This window comes from Streptomyces sp. NPDC088246 (assembly GCF_044741025.1).
Taxonomy (GTDB): Bacteria; Actinomycetota; Actinomycetes; order Streptomycetales; family Streptomycetaceae; genus Streptomyces.
Genome location: NZ_JBIURV010000091.1, coordinates 1 through 19,208 on the forward strand (window position 1 = coordinate 1; position 19,208 = coordinate 19,208).

Annotated in this window: 22 protein-coding genes; 4 read left to right on the forward strand and 18 right to left on the reverse strand. The window is 68.0% G+C overall.

Translation table 11 applies throughout. From position 1 onward, the window contains the following. Positions 1–76: 76 nt before the first annotated feature. The 16 genes from ACIPEK_RS44365 to ACIPEK_RS44440 form a co-directional block, all read right to left on the reverse strand. The gene (locus ACIPEK_RS44365; protein WP_402008333.1) at positions 77–391 is read right to left on the reverse strand and encodes an asparaginase domain-containing protein; all 315 of its coding nucleotides are present in this window, start codon (positions 389–391) and stop codon (positions 77–79) included. Between the two features lie 41 nt (positions 392–432). Continuing rightward, entirely contained in the window at positions 433–573 is a 141-nt protein-coding gene (locus ACIPEK_RS44370) for a hypothetical protein (RefSeq protein WP_402008335.1), read from the reverse strand. A gap of 290 nt (positions 574–863) precedes the next feature. After that, the gene (locus ACIPEK_RS44375; RefSeq protein ID WP_402008337.1) at positions 864–1,247 is read right to left on the reverse strand and encodes a hypothetical protein; all 384 of its coding nucleotides are present in this window, start codon (positions 1,245–1,247) and stop codon (positions 864–866) included. A gap of 455 nt (positions 1,248–1,702) precedes the next feature. After that, positions 1,703–2,269 carry a hypothetical protein gene (locus ACIPEK_RS44380; RefSeq protein ID WP_402008339.1) on the reverse strand — a complete coding sequence of 189 codons (567 nt, stop codon included), beginning with the start codon at positions 2,267–2,269 and terminating at the stop codon, positions 1,703–1,705. A gap of 155 nt (positions 2,270–2,424) precedes the next feature. Then, a complete protein-coding gene (locus ACIPEK_RS44385; protein WP_402008341.1) occupies positions 2,425–4,350 on the reverse strand; it encodes a glycoside hydrolase family 15 protein in 1,926 nt (641 codons plus the stop codon). A 28-nt stretch (positions 4,351–4,378) separates the two neighbouring features. Continuing rightward, positions 4,379–5,029: a response regulator transcription factor gene (locus ACIPEK_RS44390; protein WP_402008343.1), complete on the reverse strand. Its 651-nt coding sequence runs from the start codon at positions 5,027–5,029 to the stop codon at positions 4,379–4,381. Then, the gene (locus ACIPEK_RS44395; protein ID WP_402008344.1) at positions 5,026–5,325 is read right to left on the reverse strand and encodes a hypothetical protein; all 300 of its coding nucleotides are present in this window, start codon (positions 5,323–5,325) and stop codon (positions 5,026–5,028) included. The genes ACIPEK_RS44390 and ACIPEK_RS44395 overlap by 4 nt, the downstream gene beginning before the upstream one ends. Before the next feature lie 238 nt (positions 5,326–5,563). Next, the gene (locus tag ACIPEK_RS44400; protein ID WP_402008346.1) at positions 5,564–6,307 is read right to left on the reverse strand and encodes a Scr1 family TA system antitoxin-like transcriptional regulator; all 744 of its coding nucleotides are present in this window, start codon (positions 6,305–6,307) and stop codon (positions 5,564–5,566) included. Positions 6,308–6,417: 110 nt separating this feature from the next. Next, positions 6,418–7,470, reverse strand: coding sequence for an SAM-dependent methyltransferase (locus ACIPEK_RS44405; protein WP_402008348.1), 1,053 nt, complete (start codon positions 7,468–7,470; stop codon positions 6,418–6,420). Then, a complete protein-coding gene (locus ACIPEK_RS44410; protein WP_402008350.1) occupies positions 7,413–8,624 on the reverse strand; it encodes an acyl-CoA dehydrogenase family protein in 1,212 nt (403 codons plus the stop codon). The genes ACIPEK_RS44405 and ACIPEK_RS44410 overlap by 58 nt, the downstream gene beginning before the upstream one ends. A 55-nt stretch (positions 8,625–8,679) precedes the next feature. Beyond that, entirely contained in the window at positions 8,680–9,228 is a 549-nt protein-coding gene (locus ACIPEK_RS44415) for a GAF domain-containing protein (RefSeq protein WP_402008352.1), read from the reverse strand. Next, positions 9,225–9,854 carry a GTP-binding protein gene (locus tag ACIPEK_RS44420; protein WP_402008354.1) on the reverse strand — a complete coding sequence of 210 codons (630 nt, stop codon included), beginning with the start codon at positions 9,852–9,854 and terminating at the stop codon, positions 9,225–9,227. The genes ACIPEK_RS44415 and ACIPEK_RS44420 overlap by 4 nt, the downstream gene beginning before the upstream one ends. Next, positions 9,832–10,197, reverse strand: coding sequence for a DUF742 domain-containing protein (locus ACIPEK_RS44425; RefSeq protein ID WP_402008356.1), 366 nt, complete (start codon positions 10,195–10,197; stop codon positions 9,832–9,834). The genes ACIPEK_RS44420 and ACIPEK_RS44425 overlap by 23 nt, the downstream gene beginning before the upstream one ends. Before the next feature lie 10 nt (positions 10,198–10,207). Continuing rightward, positions 10,208–10,660 carry a roadblock/LC7 domain-containing protein gene (locus tag ACIPEK_RS44430; RefSeq protein WP_383075170.1) on the reverse strand — a complete coding sequence of 151 codons (453 nt, stop codon included), beginning with the start codon at positions 10,658–10,660 and terminating at the stop codon, positions 10,208–10,210. Positions 10,661–10,662: 2 nt separating this feature from the next. Then, positions 10,663–11,907, reverse strand: coding sequence for an ATP-binding protein (locus ACIPEK_RS44435; RefSeq protein WP_402008357.1), 1,245 nt, complete (start codon positions 11,905–11,907; stop codon positions 10,663–10,665). Positions 11,908–12,786: 879 nt separating this feature from the next. Next, positions 12,787–13,302, reverse strand: coding sequence for a DUF6415 family natural product biosynthesis protein (locus ACIPEK_RS44440; protein ID WP_402008369.1), 516 nt, complete (start codon positions 13,300–13,302; stop codon positions 12,787–12,789). 75 nt (positions 13,303–13,377) lie between these two features. Between ACIPEK_RS44440 and ACIPEK_RS44445 the strand changes: the two genes are divergently transcribed. Both ACIPEK_RS44445 and ACIPEK_RS44450 read left to right on the forward strand, forming a co-directional pair. After that, the gene (locus ACIPEK_RS44445; protein ID WP_402008359.1) at positions 13,378–14,766 is read left to right on the forward strand and encodes a Tat pathway signal protein; all 1,389 of its coding nucleotides are present in this window, start codon (positions 13,378–13,380) and stop codon (positions 14,764–14,766) included. Positions 14,767–14,841: 75 nt separating this feature from the next. Continuing rightward, positions 14,842–15,330 (forward strand): SAM-dependent methyltransferase, encoded by a 489-nt coding sequence (locus ACIPEK_RS44450; protein ID WP_402008361.1) that lies wholly within the window; start codon positions 14,842–14,844, stop codon positions 15,328–15,330. Positions 15,331–15,709: 379 nt separating this feature from the next. Here the strand turns inward: ACIPEK_RS44450 and ACIPEK_RS44455 are convergent, their stop codons facing one another. Then, the gene (locus ACIPEK_RS44455; RefSeq protein ID WP_402008363.1) at positions 15,710–16,222 is read right to left on the reverse strand and encodes a hypothetical protein; all 513 of its coding nucleotides are present in this window, start codon (positions 16,220–16,222) and stop codon (positions 15,710–15,712) included. After that, the gene (locus tag ACIPEK_RS44460; RefSeq protein ID WP_402008365.1) at positions 16,219–17,115 is read right to left on the reverse strand and encodes a TauD/TfdA family dioxygenase; all 897 of its coding nucleotides are present in this window, start codon (positions 17,113–17,115) and stop codon (positions 16,219–16,221) included. Before ACIPEK_RS44460 ends, ACIPEK_RS44455 begins: the two co-directional genes overlap by 4 nt. Positions 17,116–17,285: 170 nt before the next feature. Between ACIPEK_RS44460 and ACIPEK_RS44465 the strand changes: the two genes are divergently transcribed. Next, complete coding sequence (locus tag ACIPEK_RS44465; RefSeq protein ID WP_351072889.1) at positions 17,286–17,726, forward strand: NUDIX hydrolase; 441 nt, start codon at positions 17,286–17,288, stop codon at positions 17,724–17,726. A gap of 6 nt (positions 17,727–17,732) precedes the next feature. Continuing rightward, entirely contained in the window at positions 17,733–18,914 is a 1,182-nt protein-coding gene (locus ACIPEK_RS44470) for a helix-turn-helix domain-containing protein (RefSeq protein WP_402008367.1), read from the forward strand. The last annotated feature ends 294 nt before the right edge of the window (positions 18,915–19,208 follow it).

Consider the following 19,208-nt stretch of genomic DNA (forward strand, 5'->3'; position numbering starts at 1 on the left):
CCCAGGTGTCGCGCTACGAGATCATGGAAACAAGTCCGTCTCGCCGCAGCGCAGATCGGACAGATAGGGGGTTCCCCTATCGAACGCCCTCTAAGGTGTCGGTCCCCTGGGCCACGACGAAGCCGTCGAAGGTGCTCTGACCGTCCATGGCCCGCAGCTGGCCGGCGAGCTCCTCGATCTCGTCGAACGTCAGGGAGGCGCCCGGCTTGGTCGTGAACGACTGAGTCTTGACGACGGTGCCGGTGTCGGCCAGTTGCGGCACGGCCGCGAGCAGGTCCTCCGCGCTCAGCGTGGGTTGTGCCGCGCCCTCCGCGGTGGTGGGGGTCATCGTGATGGTGCCGCCGAGGCTGATCACGAGCACCGTGGGAGGAGGGGAATTTGGCTTCGTCAACGCACATTCCTCGGATCGCGGGTGGAGCAGGGCGAGTGAGCTTATCGGCCGTCATATGGGCTGCCCAGCCTGCCGATGAAGCGCAGGGTCTGGTCGAGTGCCTTGAGCGTGAGAAGGCGGCTGCGGGGACGCAGCATGCTGGTGAGCCCCTCCTCGGCGAGGCCCTGGCACCGGCCGCTCAACCAGGTCCAGTCCAGGTCGACAGCAGGTGGTACAGGAGCGGCACGACGGTCCGGGCCCGTGACTCCCGTGACTCCTCCGGGTGAGTTATGTCGTCCTCCTTGATGTCCCCAGAGCCGCAAGGCTGCTCGCGGGGTGTTCGTTCGCTGCTTCGGTGTGCCCGCGGTATGGCTCACCAGACGGACTGGGCCGGAAGGATGATCGGAGCCCCCCTCGATGTGGGGGCCGGGAGGTCATCAAATTGCAGATCGCCGCGTTGATGAGCACGGAGGTCTCCCCAGAGGTAGAGGTGTCAGCGGGTGGGGGCTAGGACTCGTCGGAGGACATCGAGGTCGAACCGCGCGAGGAGCAGGGCGTGGTCGGAGACCGCCCGGACGTCGTCGGTCGCCAGGACCTCGAAGGCGGTCAGGGCTGGCGCGAGGTCGGGAGTGCAGTACATGCGGTCGATGCGCTGGGCGGGCCCGTGGTCGGTGTGCTTCAGGCTCGCCGTCGCCGCGAGCGCGCCGGGCTGGCCGAGGACCGTGGCGGCGTGCAGGCCGAGGTCGGTGAAGACCGGGTCGCCGCCGGAGAGGATCTCGTCCGGTCGGGTGTCCGAGACACGTCGGCCGGCGCGCTCGATGGTGCGGTGCTGGTAGTGCACGCGGTCCTCGACCTTGTCCCCGTCCGGGAGCGCCACGGCCGTGCGCGCCTCTGGAACCGAACCGGCGGCGCCGTCGCGGGAGGGACGCTGCCCTGACCGCCGTCCTGCACACGTGGGCCGCGCTGCTGACCGGCATGGTGCGCCCGTCGGTGGTGCGGACGATGGCGTCGGCCGCGGCTAGAGGCCCCGGATGCGTGGCCAGATATGCGACGAGCTCTGGGACCGCCTCTGGCGTGTGCGCGTGCTGGGTGGCGAGTTGTGAGCTCAGGGGGATCGGCGTGGTTGTGTTCTGCATGAGGTCCGGTCTCTTGTGGGGTTCGGAATGAGTGAGAGGCGGATGTGGCCGGCCGGTGAAGTCGGCGGCGTCCTTGCCGAGTCCGCGCCTTGCAGTGGCGTGTGGCGGTGGCCGGCCGTGCCTGTGAGTGATCTCGTTTGTGCGGGCCCGCTGTTGTTTGAGTTCCTGATCTCAGTGGTGGCAGGGGCGGTCCCGGTCAGCGGGGCGAGATCAGGGCAGCGGTGTGGCTGTGCGGCAAGGGCACACGGTCTTCGACAAGCGCCGCAAGACTGGCTCTCGGCCTTCGCTCGGCCGCGCGTTGGAGCAGGTGCACTGGCTGGTCCTCCGCCGGGTGGTGGCTCCGCACGTGTTCCCAGCCGAGGCCGGTGCACCAGCGGGTGGCCAGCCGCATGCCCGGCACACAGATACGCACCCACTCACGCTCTGACCGGGCCGCGTAGTCGATGACCCAGTAGGTGAGGAGCCAGCTGAGACTGTGCTCCGGCGGAGGTGCAGTGATCACCCGGGCCAGGCCGATGGCCTCCTGCGTCATTTCGCGTCGTGTCCAGCCCACGTACGGGGACTGATCGACCAGCGTGGTGGTCGCCACGACCTCACCTTCCCAGGTGACAACCAGTGGACGTGCTGTCGTCTTTTCGACTGCGGTCAGTTCTCGGTAGTGGATGGGGCCGGTATCCGCCCGGGCCGCCCATCGGGCTCGCTTGACCCGCAGGTTTTGTATTGCGGGCAGGTCGGCGAACTCGGCCGGTCGTATTGCGTACACGGGTGTTCCTTGCGGGGAGCTAGGTCGACGAGCCGATGAAGCCCGACTTGTTCGAAGACCTGAAATGCGGACCATGGGCGCCTCGAGCGACGCAGGCTTGAAGCCGAGGAACCACACGGCGACGGGGACGACAAGGCGGAGGATGAGTGGGCCCGTCAACGCAGTGCTTCTGCCACTGCGGGACTGTCAGCCGCCGACGGGCACTGCGACGCCGGCGACATGCCCGTCGAATTGGCGGGCCCGAGCTGCCTCGGAAGACTCAACTTCAGGTGGCGACCGGGGTTCTGCTCGGCTTGGGCTTCATTAAGCGCGAGGGCGCTTTGGATCAGTGTGAGCATAGAAAAGGCTTGCGGGAAGTTCCCCACCTGCCGCTGCAGTCGGGGATCCCATTCCTCGGCGAGCAGGCCCAGATCGTTGCGCAGGGACAGCAGCCGCTCGAAGAGCTGGCGTGCCTCGTCGACCCGGCCGATCATCGCCAGGTCGTCGGCCAGCCAGAACGAGCAGGCCAGGAACGCGCCCTCGTCGCCCTCCAGTCCGTCGACGCCCGCGTCCTCGCCCTTGGTGGGGTAGCGAAGCACGAAGCCGTCCTCCGTGGACAGTTCGCGCTGGATCGCCTCGATCGTGCCGATCACGCGCTTGTCGTCCGGCGGGAGGAATCCCATCTGGGGGATCAGGAGGAGGGAGGCGTCCAGCTCCTGCGATCCGTAGGACTGGGTGAAGGTGTTGCGTTCCTTGTCGTAGCCCCGGTCGCAGACATCGCGGTGGATGTCGTCGCGCAGTTCCCGCAGGCGCTCCAGTGGCCCTTCCGCGTCCCCGGATTCGATCAGTTTGATGGTGCGGTCGACGGCGACCCAGGCCATCACCTTGGAGTGGACGAAGTGGCGGCGCGGGCCGCGCATCTCCCAGATGCCCTCGTCCGGCTCGTCCCAGTGCTTCTCCAGGTACTCCACCAGGCGTAGCCACAGTCCGGTGGAGGTGTCGTGCCGGTCGGGGCACGCCTGGTGGGCCTCTGACAGGAGATCAATGACCTCGCCGTACACGTCCAGCTGGAGCTGGCCGGCGGCGCCGTTGCCGACCCGGACCGGACCGGAGTTCTCGTAACCGGGCAGCCAGTCCAGCTCGGCCTCGCCCAGCTCGCGCTCGCCCGCGATGCCGTACATGATCTGCAGGTTCTCCGGGTCGCCGGCGACCGCCCGCAGCAGCCACTCGCGCCAGGCACGGGCCTCCTCGCGGTAGCCGGTGCGCAGCAGGGAGGAGAGCGTGATCGCGGCGTCACGCAGCCAGGTGTAGCGATAGTCCCAGTTCCGGGAACCGCCGATGTCCTCGGGCAGGGAGGTGGTCGGCGCGGCGACGATGCCGCCGGTCGGCGCGTACGTCAGGGCCTTGAGGGTGATCAGGGAGCGGACCACGGCCTCGCGGTAGGGCCCGTGGTACGTGCACTGCTCGATCCATTCACGCCAGAAGTCCGCGGTCGCGTCCAGCGAACTCTCGGGGTCCGGAAGACCGGGCGGCTCGTGGTGCGAAGGCTGCCAGCTGATCGTGAATGCGATCCGGTCCCCGGGCGCGACCGTGAAGTCGGAGTACGTCGTCAGGTTCTCGCCGAAGGTGTCGGCGGGGGTGTCCAGCCAGACGGAGTCCGGGCCGGCGACGGCGACCGTACGGCCGTCGACCTTGTGCACCCACGGTGTGACCCGCCCGTAGCTGAACCGCATCCGCAGCTCGGAGCGCATCGGCACCCGGCCGCTGATCCCCTCCACGATCCGGATCACCTGCGGTGCTCCGTCACGAGGGGGCATGAAATCGGTCACTCTGACCGTTCCATGTGGTGTGTCCCATTCCGATTCCAGGATGAGGGAGTCCCCGCGGTATCGGCGGCGGTCCGCGGAGGGCGGCTCCGCGCCGTCCTCCCGTGCCGGTCCCAGGCGCCAGAAGCCGTGCTCCTCGGTACCCAGCAGTCCCGCGAAAATAGCGTGTGAATCGAAGCGGGGAAGGCACAGCCAGTCCACTGTGCCGTCCCGGCAGACCAGGGCGGCGGTCTGCATGTCTCCGATGAGTGCGTAATCCTCGATACGGGCGCTCACGGCCTCGTCCCTTCGGCGTGCGGTGTGGTCAAATCAGGCCCTGGCGCGTCGCATAGGCGACGGCCTGGGATCTGTTGCGGAACTGGAAACGGTTCATCACCGCGTTCAGAACGCTCTTGATGGTCCGTGGGGAGAAAGCGAGCTGCTTCGCGATAGCCTCGGTGTCGAGTCCCTCGGCGACGAGGCGGAGCACATCGGCCTCGCGAGAGGACAGAGCGGTGAGGCGTCCGCGTGGGTCGCGCACCTCATTCTGCAGTTCGCCGATCTCTGTCATGAGGGCCTTCACCAGGCTGGGGGGCATGTAGCCGTCGCCCGCGGCCACGGTCTGTATGACGTGCACCAGACGCTCCGGCGTCGCCTCGCTGCGGGGAACCACGCCCGCGACCCCGCACCCAACAGCCTTAAAAACCGTCTGCTCCGTGCAGTCAGCCAAGACGAGAACGGTGCGGGTAGTACCGCTGCGCGTGGTGCTGCACAGCAGCACCCGCACGTCGTCGTTGACCGTGTCGGCCACTACGAGGGTGACCTGCGGGACGGTTCCGCTGATTTCGTCGTTCTTGACCAGGTCCACCTCTGGCCTGTGCCGCAGGTACGTGGACAGGCCGGCTTTGGTGATCGCGTCATCGGTACGAATGATGACGGTCGGTCGGTTTTGCCCGGTCGGGGTAATGGTCCTCATGCCGCTTCCCGGTGGGTGTGAGCGATGGCTGTGGCACGGGCCAGGCGCCAGGAGGTGGCCTCGGCACTCGACGCGTTACCGGTGAGGCGTAGGTGGGTGTCGAGAAGGCCGCGGAGCACCGGGGCGGTGTCGGTGTGCGCGTGGTCGAGTGCGATGCGGTAGCCGGTCGGGACAGCGTGCCGTTGTGACGAGAGATTGATCAGGGTGGGTCCGTCGGGGATGTTGCGCGCCAGGAGTGCCGAGCACCGGGTGGTGCCGGCCTGGAAAACCGTGGAGGATAGGGCGTCATCCCCCACGGCGTTATGGACCACGGCTGCTGCCGGCTGCACGTGACCGGACGCAGCCTGGACAATGGATTGGTGGACGGGATGGGACACAACTCTCCTGTGCGGGGCGGTGACGGGCAGAGAATCCTGGCCCCGGGCAGGGCCAGGGGCGGCGCGGGTCAGCGACGGAGCGACGCGGCGAGAATCACGGACAGCGGCGCCGCGATCCCGACGCTGATCCGCAACGCCACCAGAACGGTCCGGGGCATCAGGCGGCCCCGGCTTGCACGTAGGCCCGGCCCAACTGCTCCTGCGCGGCGTACAGCAGCAACTCGCGTGTGCCCGCAGGTGTGGTGAGATCCCACGTACCGGACACGAGGGCGGACAGGCGCCCGTCGTCCTGCGGTAGATAGATGACACCGTGGTGCTCCGGCCGGGCGAAGGCAGCCCCGGCCGCCATTTTCAGCTCGATCAGGTGGCCTTCCGGCGCGGCGATCCGGCCGGGCACCACACGCACTTGATCACCCTCCAGGTCGAGGAGGTACTGCAGCTGCTGCGCCATTACCTCGGGGGCGAGGCGGTCAGTGTGGAGGATGCGCTCGTCCAGGACGAAGACCGTCTGCGGGGAGGGCAGCGGAGCACCGGGGAGTGCGGAAGGTGGGCATTCGACCGCGCGGGCGTACGCGGGGGTCTGCAGCGGCGGCGGAATCAGGGCGGTCGAGAGCCACCGCACCTCTCGCGCTTGCCGGGCGCATCCGGCCAGGCGCTGGTGATGTCCGTCCGTCCAGTCCCTCACCGCTTCCGCCATATCCCCCTCGTCAGGCGCGGCCAGGGCATGGGCCAGTGTGCGCAGTGCGTGTGTGTCCTCGGGGCAGCGGTAGAGGTGGCATAGGCAGGAAATGCCCTCGGACGTGATGCGAGCATGGCCTGCCTCCATGGCCAACAGGCTTTCCTCGCTCACGGCCAGAAGGGCGGCGGCCTGCTCGGGCAGGACGTAGCGGCGCTTACGCACGTCGCGAAGGTACCCGCCCGCAGCACGTACGGCAGGGTGTGTCAGAGCCATGGATATGTCGTCTCCGCCGGAGCAGGGGCACCGGCTTCTGGTGTGGGTTCGAATCAGACTCACCGCGGGCCCCCGGCAAGGCGGTTCGGATTCTGGGCGCGGTGCGGGGCGGGTCCGGGGGAAGGGGGCTGGGTATTGCGTGGTCTGTCGGGCGTGTGAAGGGCGATGGCCGCATACGCGCCCGAGGCATGGTCGGGGAGGTGAGCATGCGGATTGCCCTGGTGGTAGCGGGATATCGGCACGACTCCCGGCTCTCGCAGAGACCATGGAGCGAGCAGCTCCGCTATCTCGGTCCGGGTGCGCGGATGGAAGGGGAGCCCTACATCCGACAGGTGCTGGGCTGCGGCTGTTGCTTCGTGTGTCCGGAAGTCGGCCGTGACGTGGGTCATGGAGATAGCGCTGCCTGGAGGGGCCCAGGCCCTCACCTGATTGAGTATGAACCGGGCTTCCGCCAGGCTCCTCCAGGCCAGGTCGCCGTGCGCCAGCACGCCTACCGGTTTCCCGGGGTCCAGGCTCTGCACAGCCGGAGCTCTGAGCACGCTGAAGACGTTGCGGAAGTCCGCGTGAACGAAGGGGTGGCTGCGAGGACTCGCTGTCAAGCACGTTCGGGTGTGACGGGCCATCGTGGTGTCGGCGTCGACGTGGACGAATGTGGCTCCTGGCAGGGAAGCGCAGACTGGTTCGTGCAGTTCGTCGCATGTGCCGGTGGGCAGCAGTCCGGAGCCCAGGTCCAGGAACTGCGTGATTCCGTATTCCTTCGCAAGTGCCGCGACCGTCAGGTGCCCATGGATACGGTTGATCAACGCGGCCGCTTCAAACCACGGCGCTGCTGCTGCCACTCTCCTGGCGACCTGCCTGTCTGCAGGGTAGTTGTGACGTCCGCCCAGAAAGTAGTTAGTGGTACGAGCCGAGGACGGAGTACTGGCCCAGTTGCGAGCATCCTCCGGGCCGCGGTGAAGGTCTGAGGACCTCGCGCTGGTGACATGCTCAGCCGGACGGACGAGTCCTTGGAACGGGCCCGGTACCTGGGACGCACGTGCGTGCCCGGTGGCGGTCATACGGTTGCCTTGGTCGGAGCCACGGGAAGCGGTGACGGGAATCGCAGGGACCATTGGCCGTGCTCGTTGCCCAGCGCCTCTTGTCCCAGTCGCAGGATCTGGATGTCGCCGGTGCCGGCGGGCGCGTAGGTGTGTTCTGCGTCGCGGAAGAGCCGCTCGACCGGATGGCTGGTCATGAGACCGGCCGCTCCGTGTACGTCCATGGCAGCGCGGGCCGAGTCACGCACCAACTCGACTTTGACGAGTTTGGCGTTGATGAGATGTTCGTCGCACGGCTGCCCCTGATCCAGGAGGGCCACGGCCTCGTACGCGAGGCTCCGGGCGGTGGTGAGGCGTGACCTCATCAGTCCCAGCTTCTCTTTGATCGTCGGCAGTTCCGAGAGAGAGCGTCCGTAGAGAACGCGCTTTTGTGCGTAGGCGACCGTTTCCTCCACGAGGGCCTGGTGGATACCGAGTGCCACAGCGGTCAGGTTGGGCCGGCCGTAGAGCACGCTGGAGGAGTAGGCGACATCAAGGCCGTCTCCTTGGGCACCGAGGAGGTTCGCCGCCGGTACCCGGCAGTTCTCCAGGATGAGCTCGCCAAAGGAGAACCCGCGCAGTCCCATGGAGGGTCTGTGCTCGCCTAGGGACAGGCCGGGGCGGTCGGACTCGACCAGGAACGCAGACAGGCTCTTCGGCCCGGGCTTCCTCGAGGTGCGGACGACAATGCCATGCAGGTCTCCGATGTGGGAGTTGCCGATGTAGCACTTGCGGCCGTTGAGTATGTACTCGTTGCCCCGGCGTCGTGCCGTGGCCTGCATGCCCAGGACATGGCTGCCGGATTCCGGCTCGGTCACCGCGATGGTGGGAAGGACAACCCCTGCGGCGATCTGCGGGAGCCACGTCTTCTTTTGCTGATCGCTTCCGAAGTGGTTGATCTTCGCGACGCCGAGCTGGGATGCCTGCACCGCTGCGGCCATCGCGGGGGATACCCGGGCGAGCTCTTCGACGATCACGGTCTTGGCGAGATGGCCGGCGCCCATCCCTCCGTACTCGGGGTCGATGGTGGCGCCGATCCACCCCTGCCGAGCCATCACGGACGCCAGATCCCGCTCGACGGCGCAGGTCCGTTCCATCTCCGCCACCAGCGGGGCGACTTCGGACTCTGCGAAGGTGCGCACCGCCTGGCGAAGCTGTTCGTGCTGCGGTGTCAGATACAAGCCGGACATCGTGTGCTCCCCTCCCTGATCGCTGACGTTCGGTGTTCCGTAGTCAGGTGTTCCTCTACTGCGGCATCTGGTTGCCGGTGCGTCGGTAGAGGTAGTTCATGACCTCGTCCCGCTGCTGCTTGATGAGTACGAGTGAGGCCTGCCCTGTCGACGTGGGTTGCGCTTGGGGGCCGACGAAGCAGACCGTGCCCAGAACGACACCGGTGTGGTGGATCAGCGGCGCGCCGGCGTAGGTGCGGATGTTGATCAGGTCGACGACCGCGTTGCTGGCGAACCGCGGAGAGGCGAACACGTCGGGCAGCACGAGGGCATTTCGACGTTCCACGACCTCGGGACAGAAGCCGTGGTCGAGAGACATGCTGCGTCCCACCGACGGGAAGGTGCTGTGTTCGTCGGGCGTGCACAGACCGAGGAACTGCTGTTCGCCGCTGCCGAAGATGTTGACCATCGCGTAGGGCGTTCCCGCCTCCCGGGCCAGTCTTCGGGCGAACTCGTCGAGGTTCGGGTCGGGACCGTCCAGCCGCATGGCTCGGAGAACCGCGGAGCGGTCGTCCCGTTTGGCGTCCTGCGGGCGCGGTGGGGGAGTGGTGGACAGGAAGGTCATGTGGAGGCTCCTGTGGTTATGGCATGGCGCACGTCGAGGCTGTGGCAAACCAGGGTGATCAGGACGTTGTTGGCGGACGCGTGCTCGCGGACGTCGCACTTCACGACGGGTACGTGATCGCCGAGGCTCAGCGCCTGGCGGACCTCGTCGGCCTCGTAGCGGTGCGCACCGTCGAACTCGTTGACGGCGACCACGAACGGCATCTTCTGCTGCTCGTACCAGTTGACGGCCGTGAAGGAGTCCTCCAGACGGCGCGTGTCGACCAGGACGACTGCACCGACCGCGCCCCGGCCCAGGTCGTCCCACATGAACCAGAAGCGCTCCTGCCCGGGGACGCCGAACAGGAAGAGAATCATGGGCATGGGATCGGGGTCGTCGAAAGTGATGCGCCCGAAGTCCATGGCCACTGTGGTGGTGGTCTTGCCTGCGATCCCCTCGAGGTCGTCGACGCCCGTGCCCGCGGCCGAGAGACGGGCCTCGGTCGTCAGCGGCTCGATCTCGGACAGGGTCCCGATCAGCGTGGTTTTGCCGACCCCGAAGCCGCCTGCGATGACGATCTTGAGTTCGGCCGGCGGTGCCGCGCCCTGCCATGCCACGTCGGCGTCAGAGCCGGTTACGTAGGCCATGGAGCAGTGCCTCCAGAAGATGCGCGTCGGGAGCGGTGGGGCCGGAAGGGTTGGCGAGAGCCAGGGCGTCGGCATCGATGAGGTCGCCGATCAGGACCTTGATCACCTGCACCGGCTGGTGCAGTCGACCGGCGAGCTCGGCGACCGAGCATGGGGTGCCAGCACAGTGCATCAGCAGCGCCTCGCTCTCTGCGTTCGCCGGCAGCTGACGGGTGGCCGGTCTGGTGAGGAGACAGGTGGTCAGGCGCAGCGCGTGTTTCGGGTGATGGGTCCGGCCGCCGGTGAGTGTGTAGGGGCGGATATCCCCCAGGGCACTGTCGGACCACTGGCCGCGGACTGACACCTTGCCGCTCCTATCCACTGACCGTTGTGCGGCGGTCCCGGTCCCGGGCCTGGGTGACCAGGTGTTCGTCGAGGCCGTTGATGAACGTTTCCATCGCGTGCCCGATAAGGCCCGGATCGGCGTCCGGCGTGGTGTCGACGGCCAGCATCGTGCTGAGGCCGTCAGCGCTCACCCGGCCCGCGCTCATCACGAAGAGAGTGCCGGCGTCGTGCTCCACGACGACCTGCCGCGTGCCTCCCTCGCGATCCCTGAAGTGCTGCTGTCCCAGGGAATACAGCCCCGTGGCAATCGCGGCCATGCCATCGGCTTTGTCCGCCGGCTGGCTGGAGCAGGCCAGCTTGAGGCCGTCGTTGCTTCCCAGCATCGCGCGGCTCGCCCCGGGAGTGCGGCTGATCAGCCCGTCCAGGAGGTCGGAGAGCTGCTTGCGCGCTGCGCCGAGGGCGAGTTCGTTGGTGGTGGACATGGTCACTCCTGCGTCGTGTCAGAAGGGGCGGGGGGCTGGCCGGCCGCCGACGGCGTGGGGCGCGCAGCGCCTTCGCTCGGCGTCCGGGATCGGAAGCTGGCCATGAGGCCGCTGGTAGCACGGCCGGTGGGAATCTGCGGTTGCAACGGGGCAGGCGGTCCCACCTGGGCCGGCTCCCGGCGTGGCAGCGCGGGACGATCGGTAGCCGCGCCGGGAATGGAGTGGGACGTCGCGCCGGTCGCATCTCGCGCTGGGGGAATCCGGCGCGGAAGACCACCCCCGCTGCCCGGGAGGATCCCACTGGGCTGTGGCGCTGGGCGCAGAGCAGGCGCGGGTTCACGTGCGGCCGGGACCGCCGGCGTCTGATCCTCGGCCATAGTGGTGATCAGAACCTGGGGAAGGAGCACGATGGCTTGTGTGCCTCCCAGGACGTTGGGGCGAAGCGAGACGGAGAACTTGTGGCGCTGCGCCAGAAGGGCAGCCACCAGGAGCCCGATCGTTCCCTCGCGCAGACGGGCCCGGAGATCTGCAGAATCGGGGTCGGCCAGGAGCTGGTTGAGGGCGTCCCGCTTGGTCTGGGACATGCCGGTTCCGCGGTCGAGGATCTCCAGGGCGATGCCGTTGTCGGTCTGGTGGGTGTGCACCTCCACCTGCCCGGTGGAGAACCGAGTCGCGTTTTCCATCAGCGCGGCGAGAAGGTGCACAAGGTTGGGACTGACGTACCCGGGGATGGCAGCGGTCACGGGATCCGGGGCCAGCCGCACACGGGCGTAGTCGGGGATCTCGCCGACCGCGCTCCGGATGGCCGACACGATGAGAACGGGTTTGCTGTTGCGAGACGGTATGTTGCCGCTGAGGACCAGGAGGCTCTCCACCTCGCGGCGCATCCGTGTCAGGAGATTGTCGACGCGGAACAGGTTGTTGAGCAGGTCCGGGTCTTCCACAGTCCGCTCGACATCGGTGATCGCGCTGATCCCGCGAGTGACCAGCCCCTGAAGCCGCGGCGCCAGCGAGGAGAAGATCTCCGCCAGTTCGGCCTGCGTGTTCAGCATCCGGTGTGCACGAGCCGCCCCTGTCATCACCGCCTGCCATGCCTCGGTGAAGGCATGCTGCACAGCGGCAATGGCATCCTTCCCCACGTCCCCGGTCCGAGGCGGTTCAACGGGAAGCTCGAAGTCGGTTCGCGCGACGCCCTGCCGGGCCTGGTCCAGGGCCCAGGTAACGCTCTCCCTGCCCTTGTCGACCACGGTGAGCAGTCCACGCAGTGTCTGCAACGCCTCGTCGCGTTCCGCACGGACCTGCTGAGCGTGCGCTACGGCCTTGCGCCCGGATCGCGTCCTGGCTCCGGCCCACCACAGCATTCCCCCAGCGGCTGAGCAGGCCGCGGCAGCGCTTCCCTGGGCGGGCAGAATGCCCAGCCCGTCAAGGAGCCAACCCACGCCCATGACCGTGGTTGCCCCAGCGGCAGCCGTGAAAGCGGGAGGCATCCGCACGCTGTGCCCGGCATGAGCACGGCGCCCGCGCCCCGGACCGGCGGTACCGACGCTGGCCCGGATGATGTGATCAGACATGGCATACCTCCCGCACAGGCGAGACGTCCAACTGCACCGCACCGCGGCCCAGACGAGACCACTGCAGACTGAGCGCCTCTTGCAACGCCACCCGATCAGTGGTCGCTGCGCGGGCACCGAGACTGAGCTGCTCCACCCAGACGCAGGACCGGCAGGGCCGGCCGTAGCTCTGCCCGCACCTGATGGTCCTGACCGTGGTGTGACGGCTGCAGTCGGAGTGCGAGGGGTCCCACCTGTCAGCGGTACCGGACTCGACTGGAATCAGGAGTGTGGCGTGCTCGCGGCAGCCCAGGTACGGACCGACCGCCTGCCTGGTCTCGACGAGGTGGGCGACCGCATGCAGGCCTAAGGCCAGACCGACCCGGACCACGTCGAAAACGTCCGGAAGGCGGGGAGGCTCGCCGAAATGCACCATCACGGGGTGACGAGGGCGAGTGCTCAGCAGGGGAGTCATCAGCTCTCCGGTCAGGACGGGACAGGCCCGTCGGGAGGTTTCGATCACGGCGGCCGACGGGCGCGAGGCCGGAACCGTAGGTGGGCGCGGCTGTCGTTTGCTCACCGCTGTGAACCGGACACGGGCCGAGAGCTCGTCTGATCGAGCACCGACTTCAACTCCAGTGCCAGACACCGCAGATGAACGCGCGACCGAAGAAAGTCGTCGGCCGGCGGTGCCTGCTCAGCCAGCTCCCGGGCCGCGCCCAGTGCCTGTGCCCACGGTCCTCTCCGCGGCCCCTCGGAACCGAGCCTCACGAGATGACCGCGCAGGTGCTCGGCGAGGTCTGCCACGTCCTGAACGGAGGCCGGGACCGAGGCGTCCTCGCTCAAGACGAGAGTGACGGTCTCGGCCGCCGCGACGACCGAATCCCGGGCGTGCCCTTTCCCATGACCGCGGCCGGCCCGCGACCTGACACCAGGCGATGCAGAGGTGAAGCGAGAGGCCACTAACCGAAGAAACACGGGCTGCCTCCTGGGGTCGAATCGGATACCGGGGAGCGGCGAACACCGTCGACGGATCGCGTGCGGATGTGAACGCACCCTGAAAACGGCTACGTTGAGAGAACCGTGAAACACCGTTGGTGGGCAGTCCCGGAGCGTGGGCAACCCCGCCAAAGGTGCCAAAGATCGTTTCGAGGTCAGGGATCGTCCATGGCTCGTACGCGCAACGAAGCGCTGGCAGCTCGGATCGCGGAGACCGGCTGGTCGCAGACGAAGGCCGCCGCAGCCGTCCTCCGGGTCGCTCAGGAATCCGGGGCCACCGAGCTGTACGGCATCAGCCGGTCCCACATCTCGATGTGGGTCCTGGGCACGCGCCCCAGCGGCCCGGCACCCCATATCCTCTGCGAGACGCTGACGCGGAAGCTCGCCCGCCCCATCACCCTGGGTGACATCGGACTGGCACCCGGCCCGGACCAGGCTGCGGGTGACAGTTCCGACTGGGGCGCCAACACACTGACCATGCTGGCCGAGCTGGGAAGAGACGACCTCGACATGCTGCACAGACGCCAAGTGCTGGCCGGCACCGCTTACTCCGTGGCTGGACTCGCCATCCCCAGCCCCGCGTGGTGGCAACAGGCTCCCGACACGGCCACGGGACGCCCTGCAAACTCGACCCAGACCGTCACCACGGCGGACATCGACGACATCCGCCAGACCACCACCTTCTTCTCCGCCCGCGACCAACAGCGCGGAGGCGCCGCCGGCCGCTCCGCACTCGCCGCGCACCTGAGCCTGGAGGTCGCCCCGATCCTCGCCAGGCGCTTCCCCAGCGAACAGATCCGCCGCGACCTGTACTCCGCCGTCTCCGAGATGGCCTACCTCGCCGGATGGATGGCCTTCGACGCCTCCGAACACCGACCCGCACAGCGCTACTTCACCCTCGCGGCGAAACTCGCCGCCGAAGCCGGCGACGGCCCCCTCGCCGGACACATCCTGCGCGCCATGGCACACCAGGCCGTCGACCTCGGACACCCCCGCCAGGCCCTCGACCTCGCCTCCGCATCCATGGACCCGACACGCTACGGCCGGGCAAGCTGGCGAGAGAAAGCACTGCTGGGCATCGTCCACGCCCGGGCCCTGGCCGCCTCCGGCGACCGCACCGGCACCCTCACCGCGATCAGCCTGGCCGAACGCGACCTCGGCCGCCACACCGGAGACGCCCCAAACCGGGTCGCCTTCTTCGCCGAGGCATCCCTGGCACACGAGACCGCCTGCGCCCTGCGCGACCTCGGCAACCCCCGCGACGCCGAGATCCACTTCCAGCGCAGCGTCGCCACCCGGCGCCGCCAGCTCTACGCCCGCACCCACAGCGTGACCCTGGGCTACCTCGGCGCCGTCCAGGTCCGCCAAGGCCGCCTCGACGAGGCATGCCACACCTGGACCCAGGCCCTGGACGCCATGACCGGAATCCACTCCGGCCGCACCCGCGACATCCTCGTGCGCATGCAGCAAGACCTCTCCCCGGTCCGTCAACGCGGAGGCCGCCACGTCGCCGAACTCGACCAGCGCGCCCGCGAAATGCTGCGCACCATAGGCTGACCGGACCACGCGACCGGCCCCCCACCGCCACGCACCCACAGCACCGGCGGCACCGGGGACAGAAAGGGAACAACAGTGACGGCAGAGAAGCCGATCGAGATCACCCCGATCGCCACCGTGGTGGGCGGCCACACCGACGTCCTGGACGACTACCAGGGGGGAACCGAAGCGATCATCCGGCTCCACCACACCTACCCGGTCGAGACCCTCCAGGGCATCGAGGATTTCAGTCATCTGACGGTGACGTGGCACTTCCACCTCGCGCACCGCGAAGACGTGCAGCTCCACGCACGCAGCCCGCGCGGCAACAGCCGCTGGCCGGCGACGGGAACGTTCGTCCACCGCAACCACCGAAGGCCGGGCCAGCTCGCGATCAGCTACCCACGCCTGCTCGGCGTGGACGGCCGGGACCTCCTGGTCACCGACCTCGACGCGGTCGACGGCACCCCGGTAATCGACCTGGCACCCTACTTCGAGGAAATGGGACCCCGCGGCCCTGTACATCAGCCTGCTTGGCCCGGCGAGATGCTCACGCACTACTGGGCCGACGCCAGCAGCCGGTAACTCGCCCGTGGTCCCAGAGGCACGGCGCTTGCCCTTGAGCGCTGGCTGTTCCGACGAGGGCGGCGACAGCCGCTGGCTCAACCTCACCTCAGGGCCTTGTGTCTGCGGCGAAATGCCAGAGAAGGATCGTGCTCGGAAGGGGGACATCAGGACTCCGGTCAAGGCCTTCACCATCGGGAGGTGCGGAGGTGCGGAGGTGCGGAGGTGCGGAGGTGCGGAGGTGCGGAGGTGCGGAGGTGCGGGCCGGGTTACGAGTGGAAATGGTTGGAGAGGCAGCGGGGATGAGTGAAGGGGCCACCGGGGCCGAAAGGCTGGCCCGCAACCTACGGGGGCGGCGTACGGACCAGCCCGCATCGGCCCCGGTGGCCGGTCTCAGGGGCTATGTCGAGCAGACACCGAACAGCCGTAGAGCGTCGTGAATGCACGGAGCGAGCACAGGGCCAGCAAGCGGTGGACATGGGGCCTCAGCCTTGATGTCCCACGGAGGCGTATCCCACTGCCGGCTGGACGAGGGCGGCAGAATCAGACGTCCCCCCGACCCGGCTTCGACCGACACGTTCTCCAGCCCGGCAAACACTCCGCCGGTCCCGGCCTGGACCAGGAGAATGGCCTGGTCCCGGTGCACGGTCAGGCACGGCACAGGTCCCACATCGCGTCGTCCGAGCAGGACCATGGTTTCCATGCCGACCGCGTGCGAAACCGTTACGGCGTCGAATGCGGAGCAGGGCGTGCTCAGCTGGACGTTGGGACGCTCCGCCAGTTCGGCGGCAGCGCGGTCCGGCGACACGAACGTCGTCCCGACGATCAGTGGCCATCCCAGGACCCGCTGATACGCCTCGACAATGGCCCTGGTGTCCCGGGCCTTCGGCGGCCAGCCTGCCGGAGCCCTCATGAGGTCCTCCCGCCGTCGGCGGCGCCGCCCCCGGACGGGACCACTGGCGCCCCCGATTCAGTGACATCCACGGTTGCGCGGGAGGGCTGCGCCGGCGAACCCGGGGTGACGGTCCGAGTCGCGGACACGCTGTCAGCAAAGCCTGCGGCGAACCCCGAAGGTAGAGGGAAGAGCGGTGTTCCCAGGGCGCGCACGCACAATCGTGGGCCGCTGAATGCCGAACGGGCGTGGAGGTAGCGGTGGTTGTCGATGAGGTAGCCCTGTCCTGGCGACAGGGTGATGGCGCACTGGTGAGCTGCGATGGCCGCTCTCAGATCCGGCAGAAAGCGTGCCACCACAGGACTGAACTGTGCGAGTTCGTCCTGCCGGTACCGGATCGAAGCCCGGCCGCCCGGGTGACGCGTGAAGATCTGCGCGGGGCGTCCGCCGCCATCGCCGTAGAAAGCAGTCCCGGGCAGGCCCATGAGCTCCACGGCTTCCGGGGCTTCGGCGTTCAGGTGTTCGTGAACGGCTTGCCCGTCGGTGAGGAGCACCTCGGCTCCACTCACCGGCGGCCGGAGGCAGACCAGCAGCATGAGCCGCGGCGGCTCAGGGACACTGGACCGCTCGGTATGGGCAAGCAGCTCGCCGTTACCGAGCCCCGCCAGACCCGGCCGCCGTGCTCCCCGCCCGATGTCGTGGATCGTCGTGAGGTTGTCCGGGTCGCTGTCGCGGTGCGGCACCAGCGTCATGACGCGCTGGGCGAATGCGAGGACCGATTCCCGGGACTCCAGCCCGTCCACCGTGACCAGTCCGCGCTCGCGCAGCTGTCCGGCAATCAGTCCGCTGGCCTTTTCTCCCTGCTGCTGGACGTAATGGGCTTCGAATCCGGTAGTGCGCGCACACGTCAGCATTGATGTGCTCCTTCGCGAATGGGACACGGTTCGACCAGGGTCTGAAGAGCACGGGGCCTGGTAAAGCGACAGATTGTCGACTCGGACAATTCGGGTACGAGCTTCGGAGGTCTGTGGCCGCCTGCTACGTTCCGGGGACCCGGTCCACCCATCGCACCCTGGGAATCTGCATGTCGTATCAGCCGTCGCTTTGGCCGGTCTCGGTCAAGGCCGTTGCCCTGGACCACCGGTTGCGTGTTCTCCTGCTGCGCAACGAGCGCGAGGAGTGGGAACTGCCCGGCGGGCGCCTGGAGATCGGCCCGCCAGCCGGATCGGGCCCCGCCGACCACAGCCTCGAAGAAACCGTGGAACGAGAGCTGAGAGAGGAAACCGGCTGGGAAGTCAAGGCCGGAGACCTCCTCGACACCTGGATCTACGAGCCGCTCCCCGGCCGCCGGGTCCTGATCGTCACCTACGACTGCACAGTCCTCACACCGGACATGACCCCGGTCGTCAGTCACGAACACTCCCGCGTCGGCCTCTTCGCCGAACACGAGGTACCCGAGCTGACCATGCCTGACGGCTACAAACGGTCCATCGCCACCGTGTACGCCACCCGGAAGAAGAGGTAGCCGGACATGGCCGGGCACAGCGCCGACAGCGGGCATGCCCCGCGACCGTCCTCCCGGCACGCCGCATGGCACTGGGCCACATCGGAAGCCCAAACCGTCCTCGCTACCCGAGACCTCGCGGCCATCCTCCGCTTCCACCGCCGCGTGAACGGACAGAGCCAATCGGAGACCGGCGCCCTCATCGGCTACGACAAGACCTACGTCTCCGCGATCGAGCTCGGCAAGCGCCGCCTCACCGATGTCGCTGCTCTGCGGCACATCGCCGACCGGCTCACCTTGCCGCCGCATGTCCTGGGCGTCACCGATCCCGCGGACACCGACTTCCGAGCCATGCTCCAGTTCGGCCAGTCCACCGTGCGTCTCGCCGAGATCGCCCGCCAGACCGGACACGCCTCGGAAGCCGTCGCCGAACTGTGGCCGCTCGTGGCCCGGCTGGAAGCCCGCGCACGAGACGGACACACGGAGCGCGAAGCGCTTCGCCTCCTGGCCGATGCCCGGCTCGGACTCGGCACCGCTCTGGGAAACGTCCTGCCCGAAGAACGCCTCGCCACCGCTGCGCACTGGACCGCCAAGAGCCTCAACGTCGTGGGCTTCCTCGATGACCCCGCACTGACAACCACCGCGCTGCGCATGCACGGAAACGAACTGCGCAAAGCGGGACTCGTCGGCGCCGCGGTCAACCGCCTTGTCTCCGCCGCGTCCCTTGCTCCCAACCGTATGAGCCGCGCAGCGGTCCTGCCCCTCCTCGCCCGAGCCGCCGGCGCCCTCGGCAACGCCCCGCTCTTCGATCGCGCCATCCAGGAAACAAGGGCTCTGCTCGACGAGGTCGACCACACCAGCCTCGTCAACCCCGTAGCCCTGTACGAGATCGAGATCCGGGGTCTGATTGGCACCGGCCGCGCTCGGGCGGCCATACATCGCGCTGAACAGCCTGCGCCCGCAACGACCACGGCCGTCGCACCTCAGTGGCGCGTCATCGAGCTCATCACCACCGGCAAGGTCCGTCTTCTCGGCGGAGATACCCGCGGCGCTGCAGAGCTGCTCACCCAAGCCGTAAACGAGGCACGCGCCCAGCGGCTTCCGCATCAGCTGCAGCGCATCAACCGAACTGGTGGTCACGTCCTGGCCGAGATCAACGACGCAGCCACGGAAGCTCTGTCGCAGCTCCGGACTGAGATGGCCGCGTAATGCTTGCGTGGCCGACAGTGCGTGCTCTGTCACGGTCCCGAACACAACGCCCCCTCCGAATACGCGTCGGCGGACACCGCGCCGCTGCCTGCTGCCTGGTTGTACTGCGGCAGTGGCACGAGTCTGGGGTCGGCGTAGATCGACATGCATCGCCGTGGCGATATCGCTACCGCGATATCAATCTGCGCATAGCCTGTAACTAGTGCCGTAGCAGGGAACGTTTGCCCTGTTGTGATGTGACGCGCCGTTCGGGTGCTGTGCCGGGCGGCGTGTGGCCGTCACTCTGTTGGGGTG